The 14,350-nt window shown below is 73.2% G+C and carries 9 protein-coding genes; 5 read left to right on the forward strand and 4 right to left on the reverse strand.

Features of this window, described 5'->3' with window-relative positions:
* Nucleotides 1-82: 82 nt before the first annotated feature.
* Nucleotides 83-5,548: an ATP-binding protein gene (locus FB454_RS01470; RefSeq protein ID WP_145822329.1), complete on the forward strand. Its 5,466-nt coding sequence runs from the start codon at nucleotides 83-85 to the stop codon at nucleotides 5,546-5,548.
* Nucleotides 5,549-5,687: 139 nt separating this feature from the next.
* Nucleotides 5,688-6,080, forward strand: coding sequence for an SCO5389 family protein (locus FB454_RS01475; RefSeq protein WP_013286816.1), 393 nt, complete (start codon nucleotides 5,688-5,690; stop codon nucleotides 6,078-6,080).
* 38 nt (nucleotides 6,081-6,118) lie between these two features.
* Here FB454_RS01475 and FB454_RS01480 read toward each other — a convergent pair whose 3' ends face one another.
* The gene (locus FB454_RS01480; protein ID WP_013286817.1) at nucleotides 6,119-6,523 is read right to left on the reverse strand and encodes a Fur family transcriptional regulator; all 405 of its coding nucleotides are present in this window, start codon (nucleotides 6,521-6,523) and stop codon (nucleotides 6,119-6,121) included.
* Between the two features lie 229 nt (nucleotides 6,524-6,752).
* Here FB454_RS01480 and FB454_RS01485 point away from each other — a divergent pair, with 229 nt between their 5' ends.
* Genes FB454_RS01485 through FB454_RS01495 form a run of 3 tightly spaced genes read left to right on the forward strand, consistent with a single transcriptional unit; the run spans nucleotide 6,753 to nucleotide 9,159 of the window.
* Nucleotides 6,753-7,322 (forward strand): copper chaperone PCu(A)C, encoded by a 570-nt coding sequence (locus tag FB454_RS01485; RefSeq protein ID WP_123109396.1) that lies wholly within the window; start codon nucleotides 6,753-6,755, stop codon nucleotides 7,320-7,322.
* Nucleotides 7,319-8,536, forward strand: coding sequence for a Dyp-type peroxidase (locus FB454_RS01490; RefSeq protein WP_047890377.1), 1,218 nt, complete (start codon nucleotides 7,319-7,321; stop codon nucleotides 8,534-8,536). Before FB454_RS01485 ends, FB454_RS01490 begins: the two co-directional genes overlap by 4 nt.
* Before the next feature lie 20 nt (nucleotides 8,537-8,556).
* Nucleotides 8,557-9,159, forward strand: coding sequence for a copper resistance CopC family protein (locus FB454_RS01495; protein WP_071094587.1), 603 nt, complete (start codon nucleotides 8,557-8,559; stop codon nucleotides 9,157-9,159).
* 54 nt (nucleotides 9,160-9,213) lie between these two features.
* Here the strand turns inward: FB454_RS01495 and FB454_RS01500 are convergent, their stop codons facing one another.
* From FB454_RS01500 to araA, 3 genes are all read right to left on the reverse strand, one after another.
* The gene (locus tag FB454_RS01500) at nucleotides 9,214-10,203 is read right to left on the reverse strand and encodes a LacI family DNA-binding transcriptional regulator (RefSeq protein ID WP_030268480.1); all 990 of its coding nucleotides are present in this window, start codon (nucleotides 10,201-10,203) and stop codon (nucleotides 9,214-9,216) included.
* Nucleotides 10,204-10,520: 317 nt separating this feature from the next.
* The gene (locus FB454_RS01505) at nucleotides 10,521-12,596 is read right to left on the reverse strand and encodes an RICIN domain-containing protein (protein WP_145822330.1); all 2,076 of its coding nucleotides are present in this window, start codon (nucleotides 12,594-12,596) and stop codon (nucleotides 10,521-10,523) included.
* Nucleotides 12,597-12,844: 248 nt separating this feature from the next.
* Nucleotides 12,845-14,347 carry an L-arabinose isomerase gene (gene araA / locus FB454_RS01510; RefSeq protein WP_013286823.1) on the reverse strand — a complete coding sequence of 501 codons (1,503 nt, stop codon included), beginning with the start codon at nucleotides 14,345-14,347 and terminating at the stop codon, nucleotides 12,845-12,847.
* Nucleotides 14,348-14,350 lie beyond the last annotated feature (3 nt).

The following is a 14,350-nucleotide window of genomic DNA, read 5'->3' on the forward strand; positions in this document are numbered from 1 at the left end:
CGCATAGGCGGAAAGGTGAGGCGAGCCGGGGGCATCGCCGCGCCCGGCGCGCCACCGTGGGTCAACCGAAGGGGACGGTCACGTGTTCACCCGTGTCGCCATCGTCAACCGTGGTGAGGCCGCGATGCGGCTCATCCACGCGGTCCGGGAACTGGCCGCGGAGACCGGCAGCCGGATCGAGACCGTCGCGCTGTACACCGACGTCGACCGTACCGCCACCTTCGTCCGCGAGGCGGACGTCGCCTACGACCTGGGCCCCGCGTCGGCCCGCCCGTACCTCGACCTCAAGGCCCTGGAGCGCGCGCTGGTCGAGACCGGCGCGGACGCCGCGTGGGTGGGCTGGGGTTTCGTGGCCGAGGACCCGGCGTTCGCCGAACTGTGCGAGAAGATCGGCCTGACGTTCGTCGGACCGAGCCCGGACGCCATGCGCAAGCTCGGCGACAAGATCGGCGCGAAGCTGATCGCCGAGGAGGTCGGCGTGCCGGTCGCGCCGTGGAGCCGCGGCGCGGTGGAGAGTCTGGACGACGCGCTGCGCGCGGCGGCCTCGATCGGCTACCCGCTGATGCTCAAGGCGACCGCCGGTGGCGGCGGGCGCGGCATCCGGGTGATCCGCAGCGACGCCGAGCTGGCCGACGCCTACGAGCGCACCAGCCAGGAGGCGGCTCGCGCGTTCGGCAGCGGCGTGGTGTTCCTGGAGCGCCTGGTCACCGGCGCCCGGCACGTCGAGGTCCAGGTGATCGCCGACGGCCAGGGCACCGCGTGGGCGCTCGGCGTACGGGACTGCTCGGTGCAGCGGCGCAACCAGAAGGTGATCGAGGAGTCCGCGTCGCCAGTGCTCAGCCCGGAGCAGACCGCGGAGCTGAAGGCGTCGGCGGAGCGGCTGGCGGTCGCCGTCGGCTACCGGGGCGCGGCCACAGTCGAGTTCCTCTACCACCCGGGCGACCGGCTGTTCGCGTTCCTGGAGGTCAACACGCGCCTGCAGGTCGAGCACCCGATCACCGAGTCCACCACCGGGTTCGACCTGGTCAAGGCGCAGCTGCACGTGGCCGGCGGCGGCCGGCTCACCGGCGAGCCGCCGGTCGAGCGCGGCCACGCGATCGAGGCCCGGCTCAACGCCGAGGACCCGGACCGCGACTTCGCGCCCTCCCCCGGCCGGATCACCCGACTCGACCTGCCCGCCGGGCCGGGTATCCGGGTCGACACCGGGGTCAGCGAGGGCGACACCATCCCGGCCGACTTCGACTCCATGATCGCGAAGATCATCGCGTACGGCCGGGACCGGGACGAGGCGCTGGGCCGCCTGCGCCGGGCGATGGCGAACACCATTGTGGTCATCGCCGGCGGCGCGACGAACAAGAGCTTCGTGCTCGACCTGCTCGACCAGCCCGAGGTGATCGACGCCAGCGCGGACACCGGCTGGATCGACCGGGTGCGCGGCGAGGGCCGCCTGGTCGCGCACCGGCACTCCGCCGTCGCGCTGGCGGCAGCCGCGATCGAGGCGTACGAGGAGGACGAGACCGCCGAACGGCAGCGGCTGCTGTCCACCGCGGCCGGTGGACGCCCGCAGGTGCAGCACCGCAGCGGCCGGCCGCTGGACCTGAAGCTGCGCGGCGTGACCTACCGGATGCGGGTGGCCCGGGTCGGCGCGCACCGGTTCCGGGTCGGTGTCGAGGCCGGTGGCGACGTGCGCACCGCCGACGTCGAGCTGGACCGCTTCGACCGGCACACCGGTCAGATCGCCGTCAATGGCGCCCGGTTCCGCCTGCTCACCGACACTCACGGCCCGGTGCACCTGGTCGAGGTGGACGGCGTGACGCACCGGGTCAGCCGCGACGAGGGCGGCGTGCTGCGCTCCCCCATGCCGGCGCTGGTGGTCGCCACGCCGCTTCAGGTCGGCGCGGAGGTCGAGGCCGGCGCGCCGGTGCTGGTGCTGGAGGCGATGAAGATGGAGACGGTGCTGCGGGCGCCGTTCCGGGCCCGCCTCAAGGAGTCGTCGGTGGCGGTGGGCACCCAGGTGGAGGCCGGGGCGCCGCTGCTGCGCCTGGAGCCGGTCGCGGAGGACGACGCCGAGGCGGCCGCCGGGCCGGCCGGACCGGCTGTCGAGCTGGACCTGCCCACCGCGCCCGCCGACGTGCCCGCGCGGTCCCGCGCCGAACGCGGCCAGGAGGACCTCTGCTCGCTGCTGCTCGGCTACGACGTGGACCCGCACGACGAGCGCCGGGTGCTCGACGACTACCTGGACGCGCGGCGGGCGGCCACGGAGGCCGGGCACCGGCCGCTGGCCGAGGAACTGGAACTGGTGAACGTCTTCGCCGACCTGGCCGAGCTGAGCCGTAACCGGCCCGGCGGCGACGACGGGCCGGGCGGGCACGTGCACAGCGCCCGCGAGTACTTCCACACCTACCTGCAGAGCCTCGACGTCGAGCGGGCCGGTTCCCCGGAGTCGTTCCGGGCCCGCCTGGCCAAGGCGCTCGCCCACTACGGCGTCACCGAGCTGGACCGCTCGCCCGAGCTGGAGGCCGCGGTCTTCCGGATCTTCCTGGCCCAGCAGCGGGCCGCCGCGGACGCCGCGGTGATCGCCGCGCTGCTGCGCTCCTGGCTGCGCGAGCCGCCGCCGGACGAGGCGCTGCGCGAGCCGGCCGGTCTCACGCTGGAACGCCTCGTCGCGGCCACCCAGGTCCGCTTCCCGGTGGTCGCCGACCTGGCCCGGGGCGTGGTGTTCGCCTGGTTCGCCCAGCCGCTGCTGCGCCGCAACCGGGCCCGGGTCTACGCCCAGGTCCGCACCCACCTGCGGCACCTCGACGCGCAGCCGGACGCGCCGGACCGCGCCGGGCGGATCGCCGAGATGGTGCGCAGCACCGAGCCGCTGGTCCGGCTGCTCGGTCAGCGCCTGGTCCGCAACGACCTGGACAACGCGGCCATGCTGGAGGTGCTGACCCGCCGGTACTACGGCAACAAGGCGCTCACCGAGGTCCGCACCCGCACCGCCGGTGGCTGCACGTTCGTGGTGGCCGGGCGGGACGGGTCGAGTGTCGTCTCGGCCGCCGTCCGCTTCGACGCGCTCGGCGACGCGCTGCGCGGCCTGGCCGAGGTGGCCCGGGACTGCGAGGCCGTCGACGCGGACGTCTACCTGGCCTGGGAGAACCAGCCCGAGGACCTGGACGCCGCCGCCGCCGCGCTGCTGGACGTGGTGAACGCACACCCGCTGCCGCAGCAGGTACGCCGACTCACCACCACCGTCGCCGGGCGCGGCGGCGCGGTGATGCACCACCACGTCACATTCCGTCCGGCCGAGGGCGGCGGGATGGCCGAGGAGCGGCTGATCCGCGGCCTGCACCCGTACATCGCGCAGCGGATGCAACTGGAACGGCTGCGCGAGTTCGACTTGACCCGGCTGCCCTCGCTGGACGAGGAGGTCTACCTGTTCCAGGCGGTCGCCCGGCAGAACCCGTCCGACCAGCGGCTGGTCGCGTTCGCGCAGGTACGTGACCTGACCGAGCTGCGGGATCAGGACGGCCGCCTGGTGGCGCTGCCGACCACCGAGGACACGGTGGCGGCCTGCATCGACTCGATCCGCCGGGCGCAGTCGCGGCGGCCGTCGAAGTCGCGGTTCCCGACCAACCGGATCGTCGTCTACGTGTGGCCGCCGAGCGAGCTGACCCGCGAGGAGATGGAGCTGATCGCCGGCCGGGTACGCCCGACCACTGTGGGCGCCGAGCTGGAGGAGATCCTGTTCATCGCCCGGCAGCGCGACCGCCGTACCGGCGAGCTGACGAAGGTCGGCGTGCGGATCACGTTCGACGTCACAGGGCACGCGCAGCTGACGGTGGGCGAGCCGCCGGCCGAGCCGGTCGAGCCGCTTGACGACTACCGGTTGAAGGTGCTGCGGGCGGCCGGCCGCAACACGGTGTACCCGTACGAGCTGACCGGCCTGCTGGGCGACTTCGTCGAGCACGACCTGGACGCCGGTCACGCGCTGGTGCCGGTGGACCGGCCGAAGGGCCGCAACACCGCGGCGATCGTGGCCGGTGTGGTGACCACGCCGACACCGCGGCACCCGCAGGGCGTGACCCGGGTGGTGCTGCTCGGCGACCCGACCAAGTCCCTCGGCGCGCTGTCCGAGCCGGAGTGCCGGCGGGTGATCGCCGCGCTGGACCTCGCGCAGCGGATGGGCGTGCCGCTGGAGTGGTACGCGTTGAGCGCCGGCGCCCGCATCTCGATGACCTCCGGCACCGAGAACATGGACTGGGTGGCCGCGGCGCTCAAGCGCATCGTCGAGTTCACCCAGGACGGCGGTGAGATCAACATCGTGGTGGCGGGCATCAACGTCGGCGCCCAGCCGTACTGGAACGCCGAGGCGACGATGCTCATGCACACCAAGGGCGTGCTGGTCATGACGCCGGACTCGGCGATGGTGCTCACCGGCAAGCAGTCGCTCGACTTCTCCGGCGGTGTCTCGGCCGAGGACAACTTCGGCATCGGCGGCTACGACCGGGTGATGGGCCCGAACGGGCAGGCGCAGTACTGGGCGCCGAGCCTGCCGGCCGCGCGGGACGTGCTGATGGCGCACTACGACCACACGTACGTCGCGCCGGGCGAGGACGCGCCGCGCCGGGCCGTCACGATGGACCCGGTGGACCGGGACATCTGCGGCTACCCGCACGCGGTGGCCGGCAGCGACTTCGCCACGGTGGGCGAGATCTTCTCCGCCACCGCGAACCCGGACCGGAAGAAGCCGTTCGACATCCGTACCGTGATGCGGGCGCTCGCCGACCAGGACCACCCGGTGCTGGAGCGGTGGGCCGGCATGGCCGACGCGGAGACGGCTGTGGTGCAGGACGTGCACCTCGGCGGCATCCCGGTGTGCCTGCTCGGCATCGAGTCCCGCTCGGTGCCCCGGCACGGCTTCCCGCCCACCGACGGCCCGGACACGTACACCGCGGGCACGCTGTTCCCGCGCTCGTCGAAGAAGGCCGCGCGGGCGATCAACGCGGCCAGCGGCAACCGGCCGCTGGTCGTGCTCGCCAACCTCTCCGGCTTCGACGGTTCGCCCGAGTCGATGCGCAAGCTGCAACTGGAGTACGGCGCGGAGATCGGCCGGGCGATCGTCAACTTCCGCGGCCCGATCGTGTTCTGCGTGATCTCGCGCTACCACGGCGGCGCGTTCGTGGTGTTCTCCAAGGCACTCAACCCGGACATGACGGTGCTGGCGATCGAGGGGTCGTTCGCCTCGGTGCTCGGTGGCGCGCCCGCCGCCGCCGTGGTGTTCGCCGGCGAGGTCGCCGCCCGTACGGCCGCCGATCCCCGGGTACGCGACCTGGAGGCGAAGGTCACCGCCGCGGCCGGCACCGAGCGGGCGGCGCTCACCGCCGAGCTGGACGAGCTGCGCTCGTCGGTGCGGGCGGAGAAGCTGGGCGAGGTGGCCGCCGAGTTCGACCGGGTGCACAGCATCCAGCGGGCGGTCGAGGTCGGTTCGGTCGACGCGGTGATCCGCGCCGCCGAGCTGCGTCCCCGCGTCATCGAGGCGATCGAGGCGCGCCTGCGCTGACACGTTGCACCGCCGGGCGGCGGGCGGGCCTTCGGGTCCGCCCGCCGTTTCGCGTGCGCCGGTCCTTGACGGGCCTGCCGCCGCATGGTGTGCTCAATCGGTAATGGAAACCGTGTTCGTTAGCGATGACGGAGGATCCATGTCGCTCACCGTTCCGCCCGCCCTGCTGCACGCCGCCGAGACCGGTCCCGTGGACGAGGAGGCGTTCGTCGCCTGCGTCCGCGACTCCCTGCCGTACGCCTGGGAGACGGTCAGCCGGGTGGCCGCCGACCTGGCCGCGTCCGACGCCGAGTTCGCCGACAACGTGGTGCCGCCGCCGGGCGACGCCGAGCGCGGGCAACTGCTGCGCGCGATGGCCAGCGACGCGATCCGCGCCGGCCTGGAACGGCACTTCGGGGTGACGTTGGCGTTCCAGAACTGCCACCGGGTGGCGGCGTTCCGCCCCGGCGCGGCCGGCTCCGAGGCGTACCGCCGGTTCACCTCCAGCCGCGGCCAGTTGCTGAACCAGTCACCGGCACTGCGCAACTGCTGACGGCGACGCGCCGCGGGCGGGTCACCGCCCGCGGCGGCTCAGGCGGCGCAGCGGTCGCAGGTGCCGAAGATCTCCAGGGTGTGCCCGACGTCGGTGAAGCCGTGCTGCGCGGCGACCTGGTCGGCCCACCGCTCCACGGCCGGGCCGGCCACCTCCACGGCCCGGCCGCAGCGGCGGCAGACCAGGTGGTGGTGATGGCGGCTCTGGCTGCACCGCCGGTAGAGGTGCTCGCCGCCGGGCAGCCGCGCCGAGTCGATCTCGCCGTTGTCGACGAGCATCTGGAGCGTCCGGTACACCGTGGTGAGGCCGACCTTCGCCTGCCGCTGGACGAGCATCTGGTGCAGCTGCTGCGCGCTGTGGAAGCCGTCCAACTCCCGCAGCAGCGCCAGCACCTCGGCGCGCTGACGGGTGTTGCGGGTCGCCCCGGTCGTCGCCTGGGTCACCGTCGCCTCCCTCGTCCGGGCGCCCGCCCGGCACCCTCGTCCGGCCGCGGCCGCGCCCGGCGCGCCACGTGACACCCGGAACCATTATGCCTTCCGGGCGCACCGCCCATCCCGGGTCCGTGACGGCCCGCCGCCCGGGGTGTGACATGCCCGACCGCCCCGGCCGGAACTATCCGGCGTACCGCGCCGACAAACGGTACGAACACCGGATCTTCGAGGGGACGACGTCATGCCCAGCACCACCAGCCGCCGATTCCTGCGCCCGGCGGCCCTGATCGGCGCCGCCGTGCTCGCCGCGTCGGTCACCGCCTGCGGATCCTCCGGCACGCCGTCCGCCGCCACGTCGGCGTCCGCCTCGGCGTCGGCGAGCGCGGCGGCGGGCGCGGCGGCGGGCGTGCTCACCGTCCGCGACCCGTGGGTGAAGGCCGCCGACAAGGGCATGACCGCCGCGTTCGCCACGCTCGCCAACGACGGCGACACCGACGTCACGATCACCGGCGTGACCACCGACGTGTCCCGGGCCGAGATCCACGAGATGGCCATGACCGACGGGAAGATGGCGATGCGGCAGAAGCAGGGCGGCGTCGTGGTCGCCGCCCGCTCCCAGGCCGCCCTGGAACCCGGCGGCGACCACCTGATGCTGATGGACCTGACCCGCCCGGTGCGCCCCGGCGACCAGCTCGACATCACGCTCACCTTCGCCGACGGCCGGACCCAGACGTTCACCGCCGTGGCGAAGCCGTTCACCGGCGCCCAGGAGAGCTACGCGCCCGGCCACGGCCCGAGCCCGGCGTCATGACCGGCAGGCGGGTGAGCCGGCGCGGCCTGCTCACCGGAGGCGCGATGGCCGCCGGGGGCGCGCTGGCCGGCGCCGGCGCCCTCACCGCCGTCCGTTCCGGCACTCCCGGGGTACGCCCCGGCGACGCCGTCCCGGTGGCCCAGGTCGGCAGCGCGGTCGAGCCGTTCCACGGCGTCCGGCAGTCCGGGGTCACCACCGACCCGCAGGCGCACGCGGCGTTCGTCGCGTTCACGCTGCGTCCCGGCACCGACCGGGCGGCGCTCGGGCGGATGCTGCGGCTGCTCTCCGACGACGCGGCCCGGCTCACCCAGGGCCGCCCCGCGCTGGCCGACACCGAGCCGGAACTGAGCCTCCTGCCGGCCCGGCTGACCGTCACGTTCGGCTTCGGCCCCGGGCTCTACGCCGCCGCCGGGCTCGACGACCGGCGGCCCGCCTCGGTGGCCGAGCTACCCGCGTTCGGCATCGACCGCCTGCAACCCCGCTGGTCCGGCGGGGACCTGCTGCTCCAGATCTGCGCCGACGACCCGCTCACCGTCGCCCACGCCCAGCGGGTCCTGGTCAAGGACAGCCGTCCGTTCGCCGCCGTCCGCTGGGTGCAGCAGGGCTTCCGCCGGGCGGCCGGCGCCGAGCCGGGGCGTACCCAGCGCAACCTGTTCGGGCAGCTCGACGGCACCGCCAACCCCAAGCCCGGCACGCCCGCGGACACCGCGGTGTGGGTGACCGACGGACCGGACTGGCTGCGGGACTCGACCACGCTCGTGGTGCGGCGGATCAGCATGAACCTGGAGACCTGGGACCTGCTGGGCCGCGCCGACCGGGAACTCGCCGTGGGGCGGCGCATCGACACCGGCGCGCCGCTGACCGGCCGGGCCGAACACGACGAGCCGGACTTCGCCGCGCTCGGCCCGGACGGGCTCACCGTGATCCCCGACTTCTCGCACCTGACCCGCGCCCGCGTCACCGACGACCGGCAGAAGATCCTGCGCCGGCCGTACAACTACGACGGCGTGCCGACCCCGGAGGGGACCGCGGACAGCGGGCTCGTCTTCGCCTCGTACCAGGCCGACATCGCCCGGCAGTTCCTGCCCGTCCAGCGCCGGCTCGCCGAGCGCGACCTGCTCAACGAGTGGACCACCCCGATCGGCTCCGCCGTGTTCGCCGTACCGCCCGGCTGCCCCGAGGGCGGCTGGATCGGCTCGCAACTGCTCGGCTGACCACCACAGGAAGGCGCGTCATGCGTACCCGTTCCGTCACCGCGCTGCTCGCCGCGGCCCTCACCGCGCTGCTGCTGGTCCCGGCCACGCCCGCGGCGGCCCACAACTCGCTCCAGGAGGCCACCCCAGCGCGCGACGCCCGGCTCACCGCCGCGCCCACGCAGGTCACGCTGCGGTTCCTGCAGGGGCTGAACCCCTCCTTCACCACCATCACGGTCAGCGACGCGGCCCAGCGCACGGTGCCCACCTCCGCACCGGCGGTGGACGGCGCCACCGGCACGGTGACGATCGACGAGCCGCTGGGCAACGGCACCTACACCGTCGCGTACCGGGTGGTCTCCCGCGACGGCCACCCGGTCCAGGGTTCGTACCGCTTCACAGTGGCCGACCCGGCGGCGCCCGCACCGTCGGCTCCCGCATCGGCGGCTCCCACGCCGACGGCGGTTGCCGCGTCGGCTGGCGTGTACGGCGCGGACGAGCCGGATGCCTCGGGCGCGCGGTCCGGCGACGACGGCCCGCCGGTCGCGCTGCTGGCGGGTGGGGCGGTCGCCGGTCTGCTCGTGATCACCGGAATCGTGCTGCTGGTCGCACGCCGGGCGCGCGCTCGCCGAACGGACCACTGACGACCGGACCTCGCACGGCGGGGGTCGGCCACGGGCAGGCGGGCCGCTACCGCCTCAGCGGGCGGGCGGCGGGCCGACGCTGCGGCGCGGCACCAGCGTCGGCGCGATCGTCTGCCGCAGCGGCCCGACGGTCTGCGACTCGATCTGGGCCAGGAGCAGGTCCAGACTCGCCGCGGCGACAGCGCCGAAGTCCGGCCGGACGGTGGTCAGCGGCGGGATGAAGTACGCCGCCTCGGGCACGTCGTCGAACCCGACCACGCTGATGTCGTCGGGAACCCGGCGGCCGTGCTCGTGCAGCGCCCGCAGCACGCCCAGCGCCAGATGGTCGTTGGCGGTGAAGACGGCGGTGACCTCCGGCATCCGGGCCAGCATCTGCCCACACCGGTAGCCCGCCGCCGCCGACCAGTCGGCCGGGACCAGCGGCGGGATCTCGGCTCCCGCCTGCCGCAGCGCCTCGCGCCACCCCTCGATGCGGCCGGCGCTGTCGAACCAGTCCGACGGCCCGGACACGTGCCACACCGTGCGATGCCCGGCGGCGAGGAGGTGCTCGGTGGCGGCCCGGGCGCCGGCGACCTGGTCGACTGTGACCAGCGGGATCGGTCGCCGCGGGTCGCCGTCGACAGTCACCAGCGGTACGTCCTGGGGCAGCCGTTCCAGCGCCTCCCCGGCGGACTCGACCGGCGCGATCACCACGATGCCGGCGACCCGGTGTGCCAGGTGCCGTTCCACGGCGGCCGAGATGGAGCGGTGGTCGAGGTCGCGGACGCTGCCGACGCTCACCGCGAAGCCGGCCTCGGCGGCGGTCTGCTCCAGCGCCGCGAGCAGCGACGCCGGGCCGTAGAGCGTGGTGTTCTGCGCGACCACGCCGATCACCTGGGACCGGCCGGTCACCAGCGCGCGGGCCGCGCGGTTGGGCCGGTAGCCGAGTTCGGTGATGGCGGCCTGCACCCGTAACCGGGTCTGCTCACGCACGTTGGGATGCCCGTTGAGAACCCGGGAGACCGTCTGGTGCGACACCCCGGCGAGGCGGGCCACGTCCGTCATCGCAGGACCGCGCACGGCCACCTCACTTTCGCCACTGCCCGCGGCCACACCCGGTCGATCTCGACCGGACCGTCCCGGGTGGCGACAGTCTACGCCAGCGGTCCCATCGGTATCGGCACCGTTGATCGCCCGTTCCCGCCGTGGCGCGGCGATATCGGGGAATCGACAGGCGGCTCATTCCCTTCCGTTACGCAGTGGCACGAACAGGCAGCTCGGAGCGGGTGGAATTGCGCCCGGGGTGCGGCATTTCCGGCGATTGCCGGAGCCGCACCCCGGGTTGTCGAAGATGTGTCAACGGCCGCGAATGGTGACCGTTGTCACGGTGTCGTCAGGGAGAACTGCCGCACCGTCACCGCGCCGCCGAGGGATTGGGTGGCGTAGTTGAAGAAGCCGAACCGGTAGCCCATGAAGAACTGCCACGCGTTGTTGAGCGTCAGCGCGTTACCGAGCGACACGAAGTTCACCCCGTCGGTGCTGTAGGAGAACCGCGCCTGCCGGCCCGAGCCGGGCCGGATGTCGGCGTTCGCCCGCAGCCAGATCCGCCCACCGGACACCGCCGCACCGGCGATCTCCGTCCCGGTGCTCGTGGTGTTCCAGTTCGAGCCCATGGTCAGGCCGTTCGTCATCACCACGCGGGTGGCGCCGTTGTCCCGCCGTACGCCGATCCAGGCCGAGCTGTCCCGCAGCATCGCCAGGCCGGCCCGGTCACCGTCGCGCATGGTCGAGTAGTCCAGCTCGATCGTGCCGGTCGAGGTCGGACCCTGGATGCGGTGGGTGAGCGTGTTGCGTGCCCGGTACAGGTCGTTCGTGACGGTGGCGGTCTGCAACCGCAGGCCGTTGTTCACCGACCATCTGCTGTTGTCCGGGTTGTGGTTCCACTCGTACTGCACGCCGAGCGTGGTGCCGGAGAACGTGTCGGTGCCGGTGAGCGGCTTGACCGGGCGGGTCGGCAGCGGGTTGGGGTAGCTCGCGCCCCAGGCGCCGTTGACGGTCTGCACCTGCGGCCAGCCGTCGGAGGTCCAGCTGATCGGCGCCAGCGTCGGCATCCGGCCGCCCGGGTACGCGTCGGTGAACGCCATGTAGTACCAGGCGCCCGTCTGCGTCTGCACCAGCCCACCCTGGTGCGGCACGCCGCCACCGGAGATCGGGCCGGGCAGGTTGAGCAGGACCTGCCGCTGCTCGTACGGGCCGAACGGGCCGTTCGTGGACTTCAGCACGTACTGGCCGTTGGCCGGCCGGGTCAGCCAGATGTAGTACGCGCCGTTGCGCTTGTAGAAGCGCGCGCCCTCCAGCGTGCCGATGCTCGACGGCGTCTGGTAGACCTGCTGGGCCCGGACCTGGCTGCGCCCGTCGGCGGAGAGCTGGGCCACGCTGATCGTGCCGTTGCCGTACGCGACGTACATGGTGTCGTTGTCGTCGATCAGCATGCCGGCGTCGTAGTAGCAGTTGGGGATGGTGGTCAGGCGGTTCCACGCGCCGTCCACGGCGGTGGCGGTGTAGATGTGGGTCTGCGCGAAGTCGATGCACCCGGCCCAGTAGAACGTGCGGTTGCTCGGCCGGTAGTTCAGCGTCGACGCCCAGATGCCGTCCACGTACGCCTGCTCGCTGGCGCTCAGGTCGTACTTGGTGCCGAACTCCAGCCGTGGCACCGAGTGCCCGGCGAACTCCCAGTTCACCAGGTCCCAGGAACGCAGCACCGGCGCGCCGGGCGAGTAGTGCATGGTGGAGGCGGACATGTAGTAGACGTCGCCCACCCGGATGATGTCGACGTCGGCGAAGTCCTGCCAGACGGCCGGGTTGGTGAAGCTGCCGCCCGGGTTGCCCGGGTTGCCGGGGTTGTCGCCGACGCGGACGAGCTGCCACTGCTGGTTCGCGCCGTTCCAGTCGTCGTACTGGACGATGTTGCCGCCGTCGGCGGTGGAGGCGTTCTGCACCTCCATCACCTTGTTCGAGTTCCGGTTGATCAGCCGGACGTACCCGCTGTCGGAGTCGGCCAGCCGGAACTGCTGGTTGGTGCCGCCGTGGTCCGTCCACTGCACCACCGCCGCGCCGTTGGCTGTGGACGCGCCGGTCACGTCCAGCACCTTGCCGGAGTGCCGGGACCGCAGCCGGTAGTAGCCACCGCCGGAGTCCACGAACTGCCACTGCTGCCAGGCGCCGTCGTTGCGCGTCCACTGGGTGATCCGCGCCCCGTCGTTCGTCGCCTGGTTGTACAGGTCCAGCGCCTTGCCGCTGTTGCGGTTCACCAGCACGTAGTAGGCGCTGGTGTCCACTGTGGCAGCCGATACCGGCGCGGGCACGGCGCCCACCACCACGCCGCCGACAAGCAGTGCCACCACCCCGGCCAGCAACCGGGACAGGCGTCCACGTCCACGGGACAGTCGAGCCGTCACCACGATCCTCCTTCGTCGACCGGAGCCCGGGCACGGCAGTACGCGCCGACGACGGCAGCGTTATCGCTAACAGCGATGCCCACCCAGGCGGGAGTCGGATCCCTGGCAACTGCGGCGCAGATCGCGCCCGGAACGGCCCGCGAGCGGTGCCGGTGACCCTATCCATCGACTGTGAGCGATAACATGCCGTTCGTCAAGGCGTAACACGGACCCCGCCGCACGGGCGGCCCGAGGCGGCCCGAGGCGGCTCAGAAACCCCGGGCGAGCCGGTAGTACGCCTGGTTCCAGCGCAGCTCGTCCGCGAAGCGGTGGGGGCGCGTCTCGGCGTCGATGACCACCAGCTCGGTCCGGGCCATCGCGGCCAGGTCGCGCAGCTCCTCCATGCCGACGGCCTGGGAGAGGACGGTGTGGTGCGGCCCGCCCGCGGTGATCCATGCCTCCGCCGAGCCGGCCAGGTCGGGCTGCGGACGCCACACCGCGCGCGCCACCGGCAGCCGGCGCAGCGGGTGCGGCGGCGGCACCACGTCCACCGCGTTGGCGACCAGCCGGAACCGCTCCCCCATGTCCACCATGCCCAGCACGACCGCCGGGCCGGGCGCGGCGTCGAAGACCAGGCGTACCGGGTCCTCCCGCCCGCCGATGCTCAGCGGGTGCACCTCCGCGCTCGGCACGTCGGCGGCGATGCTCGGGCACACCTCCAGCATGTGCGCGCCCAGGATCAGCTCCTGACCGAACGTCAGGTCGTAGGTGTAGTCCTCCATGAACGAGGTGCCGCCCGGCACGCCGACGGCCATCGCCTTGAGCGTGTGCACCAGCACCGAGGTCTTCCAGTCCCCCTCGCCGCCGAAGCCGTAGCCGTCGGCCATCAGGCGCTGCACCGCGATCCCGGGGAGCTGGCGCAGTCCGCCGAGGTCCTCGAAGTTCGTGGTGAACGCCCGGAAACCGCCGGCGTCGAGGAAAGCACGCAGGCCCAGCTCCTGGCGCGCCGCGTACCGCAGCGAGTCGTGCCGGTCCCCGCCGGGCCGCAGCTCGGACGCGACGCGGAAGGTGTCGTCGTACTCCTTGACCAGGTCGTCGACCTGCGCGTCGGGCACCTGGTCGACGGCGGCGACCAGGTCGTTGACGCCGTAGGTGTTGACCGAGACGCCGAAGCGCAGCTCCGCCTCGACCTTGTCCCCCTCGGTGACCGCGACGTCGCGCATGTTGTCGCCGAAGCGGGCCAGCCGCAGCGTCCGCACCGCCGACCAGCCGATCGCGGCGCGGGCCCAGGCCGCGACCCGCCCGACGACCCGGGGGTCGGTGACGTGCCCGGCGACGGTCTTGCGCGCCACCCCGAGCCGGGTCTGGATGAACCCGAACTCCCGGTCGCCGTGCGCGGCCTGGTTGAGGTTCATGAAGTCCATGTCGATGTCGTCCCACGGCAGCGCCACGTTGGCCTGCGTGTGCAGGTGCAGCAGCGGCGTGCGCAGCGCGTCCAGCCCGGAGATCCACATCTTGGCCGGGGAGAACGTGTGCATCCAGGCGATCACCCCGACCGCGCCCTGCGCGGCCGCGTCCCGGCAGGCGGCGAGGATGTCCGCACTGGAGGTGAGGACCGGCTTCCAGACCACGCGTACGGGGATGTCCGGCGACTCGTCCAGGCGCGCGGCGATCTGCCGGGACTGCTCGGCGACCTGCCGCAGGGTGTCCTCGCCGTAGAGGCCCTGGCTGCCGGTGAGGAACCAGACCTCGGGCTGGGGGTGAGTTGCCATGTT

Source organism: Micromonospora sp. CNZ297, from assembly GCF_007827625.1.